Genomic DNA, 15,680 nt, shown 5'->3' on the forward strand with positions numbered 1-15,680 from the left:
GAACAGGTACTTTCAAAAGCTGTGGCGGATGCCCGCCGCGATGACGCTGATGCTGTCGCCGCTGTCGGCGCGCACCGCCACGTCGGCGACCGAGACGCTGGAGCCGCCGTCGTTGCGCAGGCCCAGCAGGCGCGCGTAGACCACCGTGCGCTTGCTCAGGTCGTGGTCCAGCCCGAGCGTCCAGGCCACCTGGCCGCGCTCGCTGGACTGCACCTTGCGCTGCGTGACCTCGAAGATGAGCTGCGTGAGCGCGCCCAGCGAATACTTGGCGCCCAGGTCGTAGAGGTGCATGCGCGGCACGCCGGCCAGGCTCGAGCCGGCCGTGGCGTAGGTGGCGAATATCTGCAGCGGCAGGCCGCCGAAGGTGTAGGCGCCGCTGAGCGACTGGTAGGTGGTGGCGGCCGGCGATGCCTCCGGCGCCTGGGCCGAGCCGGCACGCACGCGCTGGAAGCCGTAGGCGACGTAGTAGGGCTTGCGCACCCACGACAGGCTGGCGCCGTAGAACTCGCCGCTGTGCTCGAACGGGGTGGCGACTTCCCCCGGCGCGTAGGCCACGCTTCCCTGGAAGCCGCCGCCGACGACCGGCGTGCGATAGCGGACCATGTTGCTCGACCGCGCCGCGAAGCGGCTCATCTGCGTCTGCGCGTCGTTGACGGCGATGAGGTTCATCGGCGAGAAGACCGAGTTCAGGCCGAACGGGTCGGCGCCGAACATCGAATAGAACATCGGCGTGTACATGCGGCCCAGGTCCACCGCGCCCCAGGGCGCGCCGAGCCCCACGAAGGACTGCCGCGTGTAGGCGTATGCCGGACCGGGAATGGTGCCTACGCCGGTGTCGGCCGCGATGCCGGATTCCAGCAGAAAGTGCGCGTCGAGCCCGCCGCCGAGGTCCTCCCGCCCGCGAAAGCCTAGCCGCGAGGCGGCGTTGCCGCCTTCGCTCAGGCGCGTCCACGACGTGTCGCCCGCACTGCCGTGCGCGACGAACAGGTCCATCACGCCGTAGACGTCGACGGTGCTTTGCGCATGCGCCAGGCAGGCGCCCATCATCAAGGCCGCGGCGGCCGCTGTCTTCAATGCCATGTCGTCTCCGTTGTGCCGCCATGGCGCGCTTTCGCGTCGGGCGGCGTTGTTGTTGCTGCCCGTACGTTAAAAAGAGGCCTCCTCAGAATCTGTCAACCGGTTTACAAATCTCCGCAGATGCCCACGCGCGCCAACCCCAAACCGCCTTCCAAGTCGCCTGCGCGACCCATGCGAGGCTCGACCGAGGACGAAGAGCTGATGGCGCGCGCATTGAGCTGGAGCGAGATGTTCGCGACGTGGCCGCAGGCGCGGCGCGACGAACTGCTCAAGTCCGCGCGGCTGGAGCGCTATCGCCGCCGCACGCTGGTGATGGGACACGGCCGCAACCGGCGCGAGGTGCTGCTCGTGGTCTCGGGTTGCGTGGAGGTCGGCAGCCTCAGCGCCGTGGGCCGCAAATACGTGAATGCGCTGCTGGGACCGGGGCAGGCCGCCCCGCTGGTGCGCCTGCTCGAGGATGCGCCGCTAGGCTACGACTACCACGCGCACGAGGACTCGGTCGTCGTCCACCTGCCAGCCGACGCGGTGGTCGCCGTGCTGGACGCCGACCCGATCCTGTGGCGCGAGGTGGCACGGCTGGCGCTCAAGCGCCAGCGCATGAGCGTGTCCATGCTGCAGGGGCTGACCCTGGGGACGGTGCGTCGCCGCGTGGCGGCCACGCTGATCAGCCTGGCGGAGTTTCATGGCTCGCAGCAGGAATCCGGCACGGACCTGCGCGTGCGCCTGCCCCAGCAGGACCTGGCGTCGCTGCTGGGGCTGTCGCGCCAGACCGTGAACAAGCAACTGCGGATGCTGGTCGACGCCGGGGTGATCGAGATGAGCTACAAGCGGCTGACGCTGCTGGACGTGCAGGCACTGTCGCGCATCGCCGCGCAGGAATGAGGCCGGCGCCGCGCGGCCTCGCGTACGGGAAAGAGGTTCAACGTGCCGCGACGGGCGTCAGCGGCGGCAGCTTCCAGGTGCCATCCATGGCCGTCTTGCCGGGGCCGTAGATGCGGGCCACGGCGCTGTACTTGCCGTCGGGGGCGGGCAGCCAGTTGGACTCCTTGTCCGGACCGGGCGACGAATGTCCCAGGTACAGCGTCAGCCCGCCGTCCGCGTCGTACTTCAGACCCTTGGTGCGATCGCCGATCGAATAGCGCTTGAGATCGTTGGCGAACAGGAAGCGGTCGGGCAGCGTGTAGAGCGTGATGGACCAGAAGAACTTCGCCGGCGGCAATTGCGCCTTGGTGAAGTGGATCTGCTGCAGTTGCGTGCCGTCGCCCACGTAGCCGCCGTACCAGGCCTCCACCAGCGAATTGCCGTACAGGCCTTTCTCCGCGGCAATGGCGCGGGTGAGATAGTCGTTCTTCAGTTCGGCGCGCGAGCCGAACAGGCCGTTCGACGACAGTGTCACCTTGGCCTTTGCGGCCAGCGTCTCCTGTGCATCCTTGACGCCCAGGTCCATCGCCGCGAGCGTCTCGGGCTGCAGGCTGGCCGCGTCGAAGGGCTTGCCCGGGCCGATACCGATGGTGGCGAAGCGCTTCATCAGGGCCACTTCGCTCGGATGCGGCGGCTGCGTGAACTGCAGCAGGAAGTTCAGGTAGCCGATGAAGTCGTGCGTGCGCGCCTTGGCCTTGTCGTAGGGCGGGAATTCGATGGCAGGTGCGGCGGGCGGAGCCGCCTTGTGCTCGTAGCTGCTCAGTGGCTGGAGCTTCATGCCCTCCTGCACGGCCTTGACCGCGGCGATGTCTTCCGGTCCGTTCATGGCGGTGCGCGTCAGGGTCATGACGATGTCGGTCTCGGAGCGCAGTACCTTCTGGATGCCTGCGGGCGTCTTTCCCTTCCACCGGGGCCCCGCGATCATGTAGGTGCCCGCACCGTTGCCCGTGGCGCGCGAGCCGATGTAGGCGAAGTTGTAGGTGAACAGGTCCACCCATTGCTGGACGTAGTAGCGATGGTCGGCCACGGCCGGAACGCTGACCACGTACGGCTCCGCGCGCAGGTCCAGCCAGGCCCACGAGTAGGGCGTGTCGTTGTTGGGCGTCACGACGTCGTGGTTGTCGGGCGTGTAGACCTCGGCGTAGTGGCGGAACCGACCGAAGCCGCCCACGTACTCCTTTCCGCCTGGCGTGCCGACCTGCTTGTACATGGTGTTGTAGTTCTCGAGCATCGAGAACGAGTAGATGTACGCCTCCTTGGTGATGGCACGCACGTCGGCCGGCGATGGCGGCTGCGCAAGCACAGGTTGCACGGCGGCCAGCGCCAGGCCCAGCGCCATCGTGCTGGCGGTACGGGTGGGGAATCCGATCATCAGTTCCTCTTTCGAAAGCAGGACCTCGGCGCCAGCGGCGGCAAGTCCTGGCCCGGGGGCGGGGGAGTGACACTCTATCGAGTGATGAATGCGCCGGCGATTATCGATCGCGGTTCACTCCGCCGGCCCGGCCGCCAGGCTCCGGCCCTGGCTGTCCTGCGGGCATCGCTGCGTGGGTAGACTTCGTCCGCGCCCGGACCCGCCCGCGGCTTCCATCGAAAGGCCTCATGAACAACACCTTTGCCTCGACCCTAGTGGCCGGCGCCGCCGCTACGTTTGCGGCCGCCGCCATGGCGCAAGCGCCGACCGACCTTGCGCCGGTCAATATCGACAACTTCGTGCGCGCGGAATCCGACATGTATGTCGCGGCGCTCGCCAAGCAAGGCGGCCTGGGCAAATTGCTGCACCGGCGCGAGCCGGCCTCGATCGATCACCAGACGGTGATCCGGCTGAACCGCGACACGTTCTATACCTCGGGGGTATTCGACCTGGACGCCGGCCCGGTCACCATCACGATGCCCGATGCCGGCAAGCGCTACATGGCGCTGCAGGTGATCAACGAAGACCACTACGTGCCGCACGTCTACTACGGCGCGGGCACCTACACCCTGACCAGGGAGAACGTCGGCACGCGCTACGTGGTCACTGCGATCCGAACGCTGGTCAATCCCGGCGATCCGAAGGACATCGAGGCGGTTCACGCCCTGCAGGATGCGATCAAGGTCAGCCAGGCCGACGTCGGCAAGCTGGAACTGCCACGTTGGGACCCGGCAAGCCAGAAGAAAGTGCGCGACGCGCTGATCGTGCTGTCGACGACCATCCCCGACTTCAGCAAGGCGTTCGGCACACCCGGGGAGGTCGATCCGGTGCGTCGGCTCGTCGGCGCCGCCGCCGCCTGGGGCGGCAACCCGGACAAGGACGCCACCTACCTGAACGTGACCCCGGCGAAAAACGACGGCCGGACGGTGTACCGGCTGACTGCCAAGGACGTGCCAGTCGACGGGTTCTGGTCCGTCAGCGTCTACAACGCCGAAGGCTACTTTGCCAAGAACGCCGCCAACGCGTACACGTTGAACAACCTCACGGCCAGCAAGAGTGCGGACGGCTCGATCACCATGCAGTTCGGCGGATGCGAAAGCGGCGTGGCCAACTGCCTGCCGATCGTCGACGGCTGGAACTACACGGTACGGCTCTACCGCCCACGCGCCGAGATTCTCAGCGGCGCGTGGCGCTTTCCTCGGCCCGAGCCGGTCAACTGACCGTGCCCGTCGGGCGATGCGCTGTCAGCGCTTCGCCGCCGCGCCCGCGTTGGCCACCGCCAGCGCCGTCATGTTGATCACGCGCCGCACCGTGGCCGAAGGCGTCAGCACGTGCGCCGAGCGGGCCGCACCGAGCAGGATCGGGCCGACCGTCACGCCGTGGCTGCCGGTCATCTTCAGCACGTTGTAGAGGATGTGCGCCGCATCCAGGTTGGGGCACATCAGCAGGTTGGCGTCGCCGCTGAGGGTGGTCTCGGGCAGGGCGGTGCGGCGCACGTCGGCCGACAGGGCGGAGTCGCCGTGCATCTCGCCGTCGCACTCGATGTCCGGCGCGGACTGCGCGAACAGGTCGCGCGCCATGCGCATCTTGCGGGCCGAGGCGCGCGAGCTGGTGCCGAAGTTCGAATGCGACAGGAAGGCCACCTTCGGCGGCAGCCCGAAGCGCGAGATTTCCTCGGCCGCCATCACGGCGATGCTCGCCAGCATCTCGGCGCTCGGGTCCTCGTGCACGTTCGTGTCGGCGACGAACAGCGTGTGCTTGTCGAGCGTCAGCGCATTGAGCGTGGCGAAGCCGGGCGCCCCCTGCTTGAGGCCGATGATGTTGCGGATGTGCTCCAGGTGCGCATCGAACCGGCCCACCAGGCCGCACAGCATGGCGTCGGCGTCGCCCAGGTGCACCATCAGCGCGGCGATGGTGGTGTTGGAGCGCCGCACCATGGCCTTGGCCGCTTCCGGCGTCACGCCCTGGCGGGCCATGAGCTTGTGGAAGGCTTCCCAGTAGGTGCGAAAGCGCGGGTCGTCCTCGGGGTTGACGATCTCGACGTCGGTGTCCAGGCGCAGGTGCAGGCCCGCCTTCTTGACGCGCATCTCGATCACCGCCGGCCGGCCGACCAGGATCGGGCGTGCGATGCCTTCGTCCACGGCCCACTGGGCGGCACGCAGCGCGCGCTCGTCCTCGCCGTCGGCGTAGGCCAGGCGCCTGCTGGTGGCGATCTTGGCGGCGGCGAACACCGGGCGCATGAACATGCCGGTGTGGTAGACGAAGCGGGTCAGTTGCTCGCGGTAGGCGGCCAGGTCCTCGATCGGCCGTGTGGCCACGCCGGAGGCCCTGGCGGCCTTGGCCACCGCGGGCGCGATGCGCAGGATCAGGCGCGAGTCGAACGGCGTCGGGATCAGGTAGTCGGGCCCGAAGGACAGCTCCTGCCCGGCGTAGGCGTTGGCCACTTCCTCGCTGATGTCGGCCTTGGCCAGATCGGCGATCTCGCGCACGCAGGCCAGCTTCATCTCTTCCGTGATCTTGGTGGCGCCGCAATCGAGCGCGCCGCGGAAGATGTAGGGGAAGCACAGCACGTTGTTGACCTGGTTCGGATAGTCCGAGCGGCCGGTGGCGATGATGCAGTCCGGCCGCGCGGCCTTGGCGACCTCGGGCCGGATCTCCGGTTCGGGGTTGGCCAGCGCCAGGATGATCGGCTTGTCGGCCATGGTCTTGACCATGTCTGCGGTGAGCACGCCGGCGGCCGAGCAGCCGAGGAACACGTCCGCGCCCTTGACGACGTCGGCCAGCGTGCGTGCGTCGGTCGCCTTCTGTGCGAAGCGGGCCTTGGAATCGTCGAAGCCGCCGGGGCGGCCTTCGTAGATCAGGCCCTTGGAATCGCAGGCGAAGATGTTGGCCACCTGGGCGCCCAGGCCGACCATCACGTCCAGGCAGGCGATGGCCGCGGCGCCCGCGCCCGAGACGGCGATCTTCACGTCGCCGATCTTCTTGCCGGTCAGCTCCAGCCCGTTGATCAGCGCGGCCGCCGAGATGATGGCGGTGCCGTGCTGGTCGTCATGGAACACCGGGATGTTCATGCGGTCGCGCAGCTTGCGCTCGATGTAGAAGCACTCGGGCGCCTTGATGTCCTCGAGGTTGACGCCGCCGAGCGTGGGCTCGAGCGCGGCGATGATGTCGACCAGCTTGTCCGGGTCGCGCTCGGCCAGCTCAATGTCGAACACGTCGATGCCGGCGAACTTCTTGAACAGGCAGCCCTTGCCTTCCATTACCGGCTTGGCGGCCATCGGGCCGATGTCGCCCAGGCCGAGCACGGCGGTGCCGTTGGTGATGACGCCCACGAGGTTGCCGCGCGAGGTGAACTCGTACGCCGCGGCCGGGTCGGCCTCGATGTCCAGGCATGGGTAGGCGACGCCGGGCGAGTAGGCCAGCGACAGGTCGCGCTGGTTGAGCAGCGCCTTGGTCGGGGTGATGGATATCTTGCCGCGCGTGGGGCTGCGGTGGTAGTCGCGCGCGGCCTCGCGCAGGGCTTGTTCGGCGGGTGACAGGGGTCGGGCGTTGCTGGAAGCCATGGTCTCTCCTTGGGTCCTTGTTTTAGGTGTGAAACGAGCGGGAATATCAGCGCGCAAACGCAAGAAGAGAGGCTACCGCAAGCGGTGCCTCTCTTGGCGAAAGGGGGCAAGAAAGCCGGTGGCGGCGCTCAGGCGGCGTCGGGCATCACCGGATGCTGGGCCAGCGCCTCGAGTGCGCGCACCAGCGCGCTGTGGTCGGCCTGGCCGTGGCCGAGCGCCGCGCAGGCATTCATCAGCTGGGCCGCGCCGGCGGTCTGCGGCAGCGCCACGCCGAGGGCGCGCGCACCCGACAGGGCCAGGTTCAGGTCCTTCTGGTGCAGCGAGATGCGAAAGCCCGGGTCGAAGGTGCGCTTGATCATCCGCTCGCCGTGCACCTCCAGGATGCGGCTGGAGGCGAAGCCGCCCATGAGCGCCTGGCGCACCTTGGCCGGATCGGCTCCGGCCTTGGAGGCGAACACCAGCGCCTCGCCCACGGCCGCGATGTTCAGCGCCACGATGATCTGGTTGGCCACCTTGGTGGTCTGGCCGTCGCCGTTGCCGCCGACCAGCGTGATGTTCTTGCCCATCTTCTCGAGCAGGGGCCGCACGCGCCCGAACACGCCTTCGTCGCCACCGCACATGATGGTCAGGCTGGCGGCCCTGGCGCCGACCTCGCCGCCCGAGACCGGTGCGTCGATGTAGCCGCAGCCGAGTTCGCCGATCTTCGCGGCGAAGCCCTTGGTGGCGATCGGGTCGATCGAACTCATGTCGACCACCACCTTGCCCTTGGCCAGGCCGGCGGCCACGCCGCCTTCGCCGAACAGCACCAGCTGCACGTCGGGCGTGTCGGGCAGCATCAGGAACACGATGTCGGCCTGGCGAGCCACCTCGGTGCCGTTGGCGCAGACGGTGACCCGGCCGGCCAATGCCTCGGGCACGGCGCCGTGCGTGTTGACGAAGAGCTGGTGGCCGGCGTCGGCCAGGTGCCCGGCCATGGGTGCGCCCATGATGCCCAGGCCGATGAAGCCGATCTTCTGGCTGCCTTGTGCTTGTGAAGTCACTGCTTTCCTTTTTCGCTGCGGTTGTCGATTCGGTGTTGCGGCGGCGCGCCTCAGGCGGCGAGTGCCTTGATCCAGCCCAGGCCGTCCGTGGTGGCGGCGCGCGGTTTGTATTCGCAGCCGATCCAGCCGTCGTAGCCGATGGCGTCGATGTGCCGGAACAGCCACGCGTAGTTGATCTCGCCGGTGCCGGGCTCGCCGCGGCCGGGGTTGTCGGCCAGCTGGATGTGGCCGATGCGCGCCAGGTGCTTCGAGAGCGTGCCGGCCAGTTCGCCTTCCATGCGCTGGGCGTGGTAGATGTCGTACTGCACGAGGAGATTGCTCGAATCCACCTCGTCCAGGATGCCCAGCGCCTGTTCGGTGCGATTGACCAGGAAGCCGGGAATGTCGAAGGTGTTGATCGGCTCGATCAGCAGCCGGATGCCGGCACCGCGCAGCTGCTCGGCGGCAAAGCGCAGGTTGTCCACCAGCGTGCGGCGGGCGTCGGCCTCGCTCACGCCGGCCGGCAGCTTGCCGGCCAGGCAGTTGACCTGCGGGCAGCCCAGCGCCGTGGCATAGGCGATCGCGCGGGGCACGCCTTCGCGGAACTCGGCAACCCGGTCCGGATGGCACGCAATGCCGCGTTCGCCGACATCCCAGTCGCCGGCGGGCAGATTGTGCAGGACCTGCCTGAGGCCATTGGCCTTGAGCGCGGCGGCCAGTTCCTCCTGGGCGAACGGGTAGGGGAACAGGTATTCAACCGCCTCGAAGCCGGCGCGGGCGGCCGCCTCGAAACGCTGCATGAACGGCAGCTCGGTGAACAGCATGGTGAGGTTGGCGGCGAACTTGGGCATGGGGTCTCCTTCTATGCGGCCGACTTTAGGCAGCCGCGCGCGCGCGCAGAAGTGGGCGCTGCGCCATAAAAGCTATTCCCCAATGGAATGAATGAACTAGCATCGCGGCATGGATCGACTGCTTGCGATGGAAATGTTCGTGCGCGTGGTGGAGACCGGCAGCTTCTCCAAGGCCGCGCGGGAGTTCAACACCACCCAGCCCACCGTGACCAAGCAGGTGGCCGCCACCGAGTCGCGCCTGAAGGTGCGCTTGCTCAACCGCAACACGCGTGGCGTGAGCCTGACCGAGGCCGGCGCCCTGTACTACGAGAAATGCAAGGCGATCGTGCGCGACGCGCAGGACGCCGACAGCATCGTGCGGTTGCGCCAGTCGCAGGCCCAGGGGCTGCTGCGCATCGGCACGTCGGTGGCGTTCGGCCGCCGCGTCGTGGTGCCGCTGGCGCTCGAATACATGGCCCGGCATCCGCAGGTGCAGGTGGACCTGAGCTTCGAGGACCGCTACGTCGACCTGGTGGCCCAGGGCATCGACGTCGCGATCCGCATGGGCAAGCTGGCCGATTCGTCGCTGGGGGCGCGCTACCTCGGCATGAACCCGTGGGTGATGGTCGCCGCGCCGGCGTATCTCAAGCAGCACGGCACGCCGCGCCGGGCGCAGGACCTGAGCGCGCACGTGGCACTGATCTACAGCAGCGTGGTGGGCGACGATGTCTGGCAGATGCACACGCCGAAGGGCGAGGCGGTGACGGTGCCGGTGTCGGGGCGGCTGCGCTCGAACAACCTGTCGGCGGTGCTGGCCGCGACGCGCGCTGGCCTGGGCATCGCGTTGATGCCGCGCTACGTGGCCGCCGAGTCGATCAAGGCCGGCAGCGTGGTCGAGGTGCTGCCCGACCATGGCCTGGCCGAGCAGGAGATCCATGCCGTATTTCCCTCGCCCAAGCTGGTGCCGGGCAAGGTGTCGAGCTTCGTCGCGTTCCTGCAGGGGCAGTTCGACGGCAAGTGGTGGACGCGTTAGGCTTGCATGCTGTCGTCAAAAGCAAGGGAAGGGAGCACGCATGCACAAGCCGCCATCGACGGAGACTGACTGGCGTTGGGCGCCGGCATCCGGCTGGAAGCGCTGCCTGGGCGCGGTCGCGGCGGCGGCGGTGCTGGCAGGCTGCCAGTCCGTGCCACCGCCTTCGGAGCGCCCGCTCGGGCCCGAGGTGCCGCCGCCGCCGCAACTCGTGAACGTGGCACCGCGCTGCGACGCCACGCAGGCGCGCTTCGCGCTCGGCCAGGTGGTGGACATGAAATTGCTGGAACAGGCCCGCGACCGCGCCGGCGCGCACCAGGGCATCACGGCACGGCCCGGCGAGGCGGCCGCGCCGGCCGACCCGCTGCGCCTCATCCTGGAGGTGGATCCCCAGGGACGGATGGTGGGCGCGCGCTGCGGGTAGCCGGTTGCGTCGGCGCGACGCCGGGCGCAGGCAATGCGTCGGGCGCGCTGCCGTCCTCGTCCCAGGTGGCGAACACCTGCCACGCGGCCATGAAGATGGCGGCGATGACCGGGCCGATGACGAACCCGTTGATGCCGAACAGCGCAATGCCGCCCACGGTGGACATCAGCACGATGTAGTCCGGCATCTGCGTGTCCTTGCCCACCAGGATGGGGCGCAGCACGTTGTCGACCAGCCCGATGACGAACACCCCGACGACGATCAGCACCACCCCCTGCCACACCGCGCCGGTGGCCAGGAAGTAGATGGCCACCGGCAGCCAGACCAGCCCGGCGCCCACCGCCGGCAGCAGCGACAGGAACGTCATCAGCACGCCCAGCAGCAGGGCGCCCTGGACGCCCAGCAGCCACAGGGCCACGCCGCCGATGGCGCCTTGCACCAGCGCCACGACGATGTTGCCCTTGATGGTGGCGCGGATCACGGTGGCGAACTTGTCGAGCAGGAACTTGGTGTGCGGCTTGGCCAGCGGCAACGCATTGCGAACCGTGGCCGACAGGCTGCGCCCGTCGCGCAGCAGGAAGTACAGCAGGTAGAGCATCAGGCCGAAGCTCACCACGAACTCGAAGGTGTTCTGCCCGATGTTGAGCGCCTGGCTCGCGATACGCTGGCTGGCCGCCGCCGCGCCCTGGGCGATCTTGGTGGTCAGCGCCTGGAAGTCGCCGACGCCGAAGCGTTCGAGCAGGTCCAGCGCCCAGCGCGGGATGATGCTCACGATCTGCTGGAAGTAGTGGCTGAAGCTCAGCTCGCCCGACCGCACGCGCTGGGAGAACTGCGCCAGTTCGCTGGTCAGCGACATGGCGATCAGCACCAGCGGCAGTATCACGATCAGCAACGAGACCAGCAGCGTGACCAGCGCCGCCGAGTTCTCGCGTCCATTGAAGCGCCTGACCAGGCGCCGGTAGACCGGCGTGAACAGGATGGCCAGCGCCACCGCCCACATCACCGCGCCGAAGAAAGGCAGCAGCAGCCAGGCAAAGGCGATGGTGACGGCCGCCAGGAGCAGCAGGAATGCATTGCGCTGGAGTCGGGCGTTTCTCATGGTGGGCCACTGTAGCCCAGGCCGCGGCGCGCCAGCGCGCGCCGCCGTAGTCGCCGGCCGCCTGGCGCCGTCGGCGGCGGTCGCGCGCCATAAGCGGCGCACGCCGGCTCGCGCAGAGCCGGCGGAGGGGTCACGTCAGGGCAAGCGTGCCAATTGCGACTGAAGCAGTGCGTAGAACGCCTCGATATCCACTTCGCTGATCCACAGCGCGTTCGGCTTGCGGCGCGTGTAGCCACGGAAGTCGACCACGGTGGCGCCGGTGGTGAACTCGCCGCGCGTCTCGATGTCCACCGGCACGCGCACGCCCTTGAAAATTTCCGGACGCAGCAAGTAGGCGATTGCGCACGGGTCGTACATCGGGCCAACCGCGACGCCGCGGCGACGCACTGCGTATTCCATGGCGTTGTCGAGGATGTCGGCCACCACCCGGCCGGCCTGGTTGCCCAACTGCCGGATCGGTGCGATGCGTTCGGGCGTCACCAGCACGCGGCGCGCCGCGTCGTGTGCGACCGCCGTCACCGGCACGCCGCTGCGGAACACGACCGAGGCTGCCTCGGGGTCGGCGTAGAAATTGAACGTCGCTGCCGGCGTGATGTTGCCGCCCACGCCCCAGGAACCGCCCAGCACGACGATCTCGCGGATGGCGGGCTTGATCTCGGGCGCCATGTTCAGCGCCGCCGCGATGTTGGTCAGCGGTCCCAGGCCGGCGAGCGTGATGCTGCCGGGCTCGGCCGCGCGCAAGGTCTCGATCAGCCAGGTGACTGCCGGTATCGGCATCAGCGGCGCGCGCGGCTCGTGCAGCACGGGGCCGTCCATGCCCGTCTTCCCATGCACGTCTGCGGCGAAGATCGGCTCGCGCACCAGCGGGCGCGGGTAGCCCGCATAGACCGGTACGTCGGGCCGGCCGGCCCAATCGCGCACGATGCGCGTGTTCTTCTCGGTGACGGTCAATGGCAAGTTGCCCACGCTGACGGTGAGGCCGCGCACTTCCAGCCGGTCGGGCGCGGCCAGCGCCATCAGCAACGCGATCGCGTCGTCCTGCCCCGGATCGGTGTCGATGATCAGTGCCCGCGGCTGAGGCGTGGCTGGTGGCAGCGGCGCCGCGGCCGCGCCCAGCAGCACCTGCGCCGGGTGGCTTTGCGCCAGCGCGGCGCCCGCGGCAAGCTGGGCCGCCGAGGCGATGAGCGCGCGTCGGGTGACGGGGTGGTGCATCGCCTCACTCCTTGATGTTGGCGTCCTGCACGATCTTCTGGTTGCGTGCGTATTCGGCCTGCACGAACTTGCCCAGGTCCTCGGGCGAGCCGCTGCCGGGCAGGGCGCCCTGTTCGCGCAGCTTGGCGCGCACCTCGGGCTCGGCGAGCACGGCATCGAGCGCCTCGTTCAGTTGCCGGATGACCGGCGCCGGCGTGCCGGCCGGCGCGAACAGGCCCGTCCAGCTGAGCATTGAGAAGCCCTTGAGCCCGGGCATCTCGCCGAAGGCGGGCACCTGCGGCAGGGTCTCCAGGCGCTGGGCGCTGGTGACGCCCAGCGCCTTGAGCCGCCCGCTGCTCACGTGCGGCAACGCGCTGATGCTCACCAGCATGGCCAGGTCGACCTGGTCGCCGATGACGTCGGTGGCGATCTGTGCGCCGCCGCGATAGGGCACGTGCGCCACGGAAATGCCCTCGCGCTGCTTGATCTGCTCCATCGCCAGCTGCAGCACCGTGCCCACGCCCGAGGTGGCGTAGTTGTACTTGCCGGGGGCGGCCTTGGCCAGCGCGACGAACTGGCTCCAGTCCCGCGCCGGCAGGCCGGGCCGGGCAACCAGCACCATCGGCGCGGTGTTGATCATGCCCACCGGCGCCAGGTCCTTGAGCGGGTCGAACCGGTAGGCGGCCGGGTTGACCAGGCGGCCGATCGCCATCACGCTGTCAGGGCCGGCGACGATCGTGTAGCCGTCCGGCGTCGCAGCGGCCGCCTTGGCCACGCCGATGACGCCTCCGGCGCCGGCCACGTTTTCCACCACCACCGACTGCTTCAGCCGCTCGCCCAGCCGCTGGGCCACCAGGCGCGCATTGAAGTCGACGCTGCCGCCGGCGGAGTAGGGCACGATCAGGGTGATCGGCTTGGCACCGGGCCAGGCCGCCTGTGCGAGCGCGGCGACGGGCAGGCTCGCGGCCAGAACGGCGGCCATGAAGGGCTTTGACGAGGGCATCTCAGTTTCCTTGGAGCGGGACGTTGGGGGAAAGGCGCCGGCGCAGTGCGTCGAACTCGGCCAGCCACTGCGCGCGCCAGGCGCGCCGCTGGCCGTCGTCGATCCAGGCGCCGTCCAGGCCGTGGCCCAGGAAGGCGCGCAGATCGTCCAGCCCGAAGCCGAAGTCGCGCACCATCATGAGCCAGGCCAGTGTGGGCGTGACGTGGTGCAGCGTCGGGTCGTCGGTGTTGGGGTGCACGCGCAGGCCCAGGCCCGGCATGCGCCGGATCGGATGGTCCAGCGCCCATCGTTGCGGCGGCAGGGTGCGCAAGTAGTAGGAATTGGTCGGCACGACGGTGAAGATCACTCCGCGGTCGGCGCATTCGCGCGCGAAGGCGGGTTCGTCCACGACGGTATAGCCGTGGTCGATGCGGTCGACCTTCAGCACATCCAGCGCGGTGCGCACGTTCGTCCAGGGCATGCCGAACTCGCCCGCGTGCGCGGTGGTCTTCAGCCCGGCGCGGCGGGCGTCTGCGTACGCTTGGGCGAACAGCTCGGGCGGCCGGTCGGTCTCGCGGTAGTCGATGCCGATGCCGACGGTGTGCTCGCTGCGATGGGCGGTCACCCACTCGACCATCTGCCGCGCCGCCTCGGGCGTGGCCTCGCGGTCGATGGCCGCCACCAGCCGGCCGACGATGCCGTGGTCGGCCTGGGCATCGACGATGGCGCGCGCGATCGCCGCCTGCGCCGCCGAATAGGGAATGCCCGACTCGGCTGCCGTGCCGGTCGGGTTCCAGAAGAACTCGCTGTAGCGCACCTGGTGCGCCGCCGCATCGGCCAGGTATTCGTAGGTCAGGCGGTACAGGTCGTCCGGCGTGCGAATCAGCCAGGCATCGAGTGCGCGCAGCACGCGCAGCACGCCCACCGGCTTGTCGCCGCGCGTGTAGAAGGCCTGCACCTCCTCGGAGGTGAGCGGCATGCCGGCGCGGCGGTTCAGCGCCTCGAAGGTGGCCTGTCGCACGGTGCCGAACAGGTGGCAGTGCAGTTCCGCCTTGGGCATCGCGTGGAGCATCGCTTCCAGCGACAGCGGGTGCTCGGAGGGGGCCTGGGGGGCTTGCATGCGCGCAGTCTAGGCGGCGCGAAGTTCATGATGAAGTGATTAATTTCTATAATTTCATTCATCCGAGTGATGAACATGGCCGCTGATCCTGCCCCGCTGCGCGCGCTGACGCTGCGCCACCTCCAATGCTTCTCAGTGCTCGTGCAGGAGGGCCACTTCGGCCGCGCGGCGCAGCGCCTGTCGATCACACAGCCGGCGCTGAGCAATGCCATCAAGCAGATGGAGCGCCTGCTGGGTGCGCCCCTGCTGGAACGCACCACGCACCACCTGGCGCTCACCCCGCTCGGCGCCGAGGTGCTGGAACGCACGGACTTCGTCGTGAACACGGTCGACCAGGCACTGCGCGACATCAGCAGCGTGGTGGTGCGTGGGCGGGCGCACGTGCGCATCGGCGTCATCCCGTCTGCCACCAGGCAAGTGGCGGCGGCGGTGGCCGCGTTCCAGGCGCTGCAGCCCGAGGCGGCCAGCGTCGAGTGGGTCGATGCGCCCTCGACCGAGTTGGTGCAGCGGCTGCGCCAGGGCGAACTCGACGTCGTGGTGGCGGCCATCACCGGCGCACCCGAGGGCCTGGCGTGCACCGAACTGTTCCGCGATCCTCTGGTGCTCCTGGTCCATCGTGACCATCCGCTGGCCGGCGCCCGCAGCGCGAGTTGGAAGTCGCTCGGCCGCGAGCGGCTGGCGCTGTTCGAAAGCGGCAGCATGCCGGCACTGGGCGAGCCGGCGCGTGCGCAGTTCGGCGAAGGCGGGCCGGAGCCGCTGCGGGTGCGCTATGCGGAAACGCTGCATGCGCTGGCGCGCAGCCGGCTGGCGATCGGCCTGCTGCCCAAGCTCTACACGGTGGGCCTGCGCGACGCCGAGCTTCGCGTGGTGCCGCTCGCGCAGCCCAGGATCGAGCGTAGGGTAGTGCTGCTGCGTCGCCCCGAGCCCTCGCGCAGCACCGCGGCCCGCCTGCTGGCGGAGTTCCTGTGCGAGCGGCTGCCGGCAGCGACCGCGGGGCCGGAACGCGGCTGAGC

14 protein-coding genes are annotated in these 15,680 nt (G+C 69.1%); 5 read left to right on the top strand and 9 right to left on the bottom strand.

The window, feature by feature from the left end:
* Positions 1 to 12: 12 nt before the first annotated feature.
* Positions 13 to 1,080: a porin gene (locus VES41_RS13130; protein ID WP_324817531.1), complete on the bottom strand. Its 1,068-nt coding sequence runs from the start codon at positions 1,078 to 1,080 to the stop codon at positions 13 to 15.
* A 168-nt stretch (positions 1,081 to 1,248) separates the two neighbouring features.
* Here VES41_RS13130 and VES41_RS13135 point away from each other — a divergent pair, with 168 nt between their 5' ends.
* Positions 1,249 to 1,959: a Crp/Fnr family transcriptional regulator gene (locus tag VES41_RS13135; RefSeq protein WP_324817533.1), complete on the top strand. Its 711-nt coding sequence runs from the start codon at positions 1,249 to 1,251 to the stop codon at positions 1,957 to 1,959.
* A 37-nt stretch (positions 1,960 to 1,996) separates the two neighbouring features.
* Here the strand turns inward: VES41_RS13135 and VES41_RS13140 are convergent, their stop codons facing one another.
* Positions 1,997 to 3,370: a DUF1254 domain-containing protein gene (locus VES41_RS13140; protein WP_324817536.1), complete on the bottom strand. Its 1,374-nt coding sequence runs from the start codon at positions 3,368 to 3,370 to the stop codon at positions 1,997 to 1,999.
* A 227-nt stretch (positions 3,371 to 3,597) separates the two neighbouring features.
* Here VES41_RS13140 and VES41_RS13145 point away from each other — a divergent pair, with 227 nt between their 5' ends.
* Positions 3,598 to 4,629 (top strand): DUF1254 domain-containing protein, encoded by a 1,032-nt coding sequence (locus tag VES41_RS13145; RefSeq protein WP_414719121.1) that lies wholly within the window; start codon positions 3,598 to 3,600, stop codon positions 4,627 to 4,629.
* Between the two features lie 24 nt (positions 4,630 to 4,653).
* Here VES41_RS13145 and VES41_RS13150 read toward each other — a convergent pair whose 3' ends face one another.
* The 3 genes from VES41_RS13150 to hyi all read right to left on the bottom strand — a co-directional run bounded on the left by VES41_RS13150 (position 4,654) and on the right by hyi (position 8,842).
* Positions 4,654 to 6,972 carry an NADP-dependent malic enzyme gene (locus VES41_RS13150; RefSeq protein ID WP_324817538.1) on the bottom strand — a complete coding sequence of 773 codons (2,319 nt, stop codon included), beginning with the start codon at positions 6,970 to 6,972 and terminating at the stop codon, positions 4,654 to 4,656.
* Between the two features lie 128 nt (positions 6,973 to 7,100).
* Entirely contained in the window at positions 7,101 to 8,012 is a 912-nt protein-coding gene (locus VES41_RS13155; protein ID WP_324817540.1) for a 2-hydroxy-3-oxopropionate reductase, read from the bottom strand.
* A gap of 50 nt (positions 8,013 to 8,062) precedes the next feature.
* Positions 8,063 to 8,842, bottom strand: coding sequence for a hydroxypyruvate isomerase (gene hyi, locus VES41_RS13160; RefSeq protein ID WP_324817543.1), 780 nt, complete (start codon positions 8,840 to 8,842; stop codon positions 8,063 to 8,065).
* 109 nt (positions 8,843 to 8,951) lie between these two features.
* Between hyi and VES41_RS13165 the strand changes: the two genes are divergently transcribed.
* Entirely contained in the window at positions 8,952 to 9,854 is a 903-nt protein-coding gene (locus VES41_RS13165; protein ID WP_324817545.1) for a LysR family transcriptional regulator, read from the top strand.
* Between the two features lie 40 nt (positions 9,855 to 9,894).
* Positions 9,895 to 10,275: a hypothetical protein gene (locus VES41_RS13170; protein WP_324817546.1), complete on the top strand. Its 381-nt coding sequence runs from the start codon at positions 9,895 to 9,897 to the stop codon at positions 10,273 to 10,275.
* Here VES41_RS13170 and VES41_RS13175 read toward each other — a convergent pair.
* From VES41_RS13175 to VES41_RS13190, 4 genes are all read right to left on the bottom strand, one after another.
* Positions 10,223 to 11,374 (bottom strand): AI-2E family transporter, encoded by a 1,152-nt coding sequence (locus tag VES41_RS13175; RefSeq protein ID WP_324817548.1) that lies wholly within the window; start codon positions 11,372 to 11,374, stop codon positions 10,223 to 10,225. The two genes, VES41_RS13170 and VES41_RS13175, sit on opposite strands and share 53 nt — an antisense overlap.
* Positions 11,375 to 11,509: 135 nt before the next feature.
* Positions 11,510 to 12,586: a nucleoside hydrolase gene (locus VES41_RS13180; protein WP_324817551.1), complete on the bottom strand. Its 1,077-nt coding sequence runs from the start codon at positions 12,584 to 12,586 to the stop codon at positions 11,510 to 11,512.
* Between the two features lie 4 nt (positions 12,587 to 12,590).
* On the bottom strand, positions 12,591 to 13,568 hold the full coding sequence (locus VES41_RS13185) for a tripartite tricarboxylate transporter substrate binding protein (RefSeq protein WP_324817553.1): 978 nt from the start codon (positions 13,566 to 13,568) through the stop codon (positions 12,591 to 12,593).
* A gap of 1 nt (position 13,569) precedes the next feature.
* Positions 13,570 to 14,667 carry an adenosine deaminase gene (locus VES41_RS13190; protein WP_324817555.1) on the bottom strand — a complete coding sequence of 366 codons (1,098 nt, stop codon included), beginning with the start codon at positions 14,665 to 14,667 and terminating at the stop codon, positions 13,570 to 13,572.
* 75 nt (positions 14,668 to 14,742) lie between these two features.
* Here VES41_RS13190 and VES41_RS13195 point away from each other — a divergent pair, with 75 nt between their 5' ends.
* Complete coding sequence (locus VES41_RS13195; protein WP_324817557.1) at positions 14,743 to 15,678, top strand: LysR family transcriptional regulator; 936 nt, start codon at positions 14,743 to 14,745, stop codon at positions 15,676 to 15,678.
* Positions 15,679 to 15,680 lie beyond the last annotated feature (2 nt).

The organism is Variovorax sp. (assembly GCF_035634955.1).
GTDB lineage: Bacteria > Pseudomonadota > Gammaproteobacteria > Burkholderiales > Burkholderiaceae_C > Variovorax.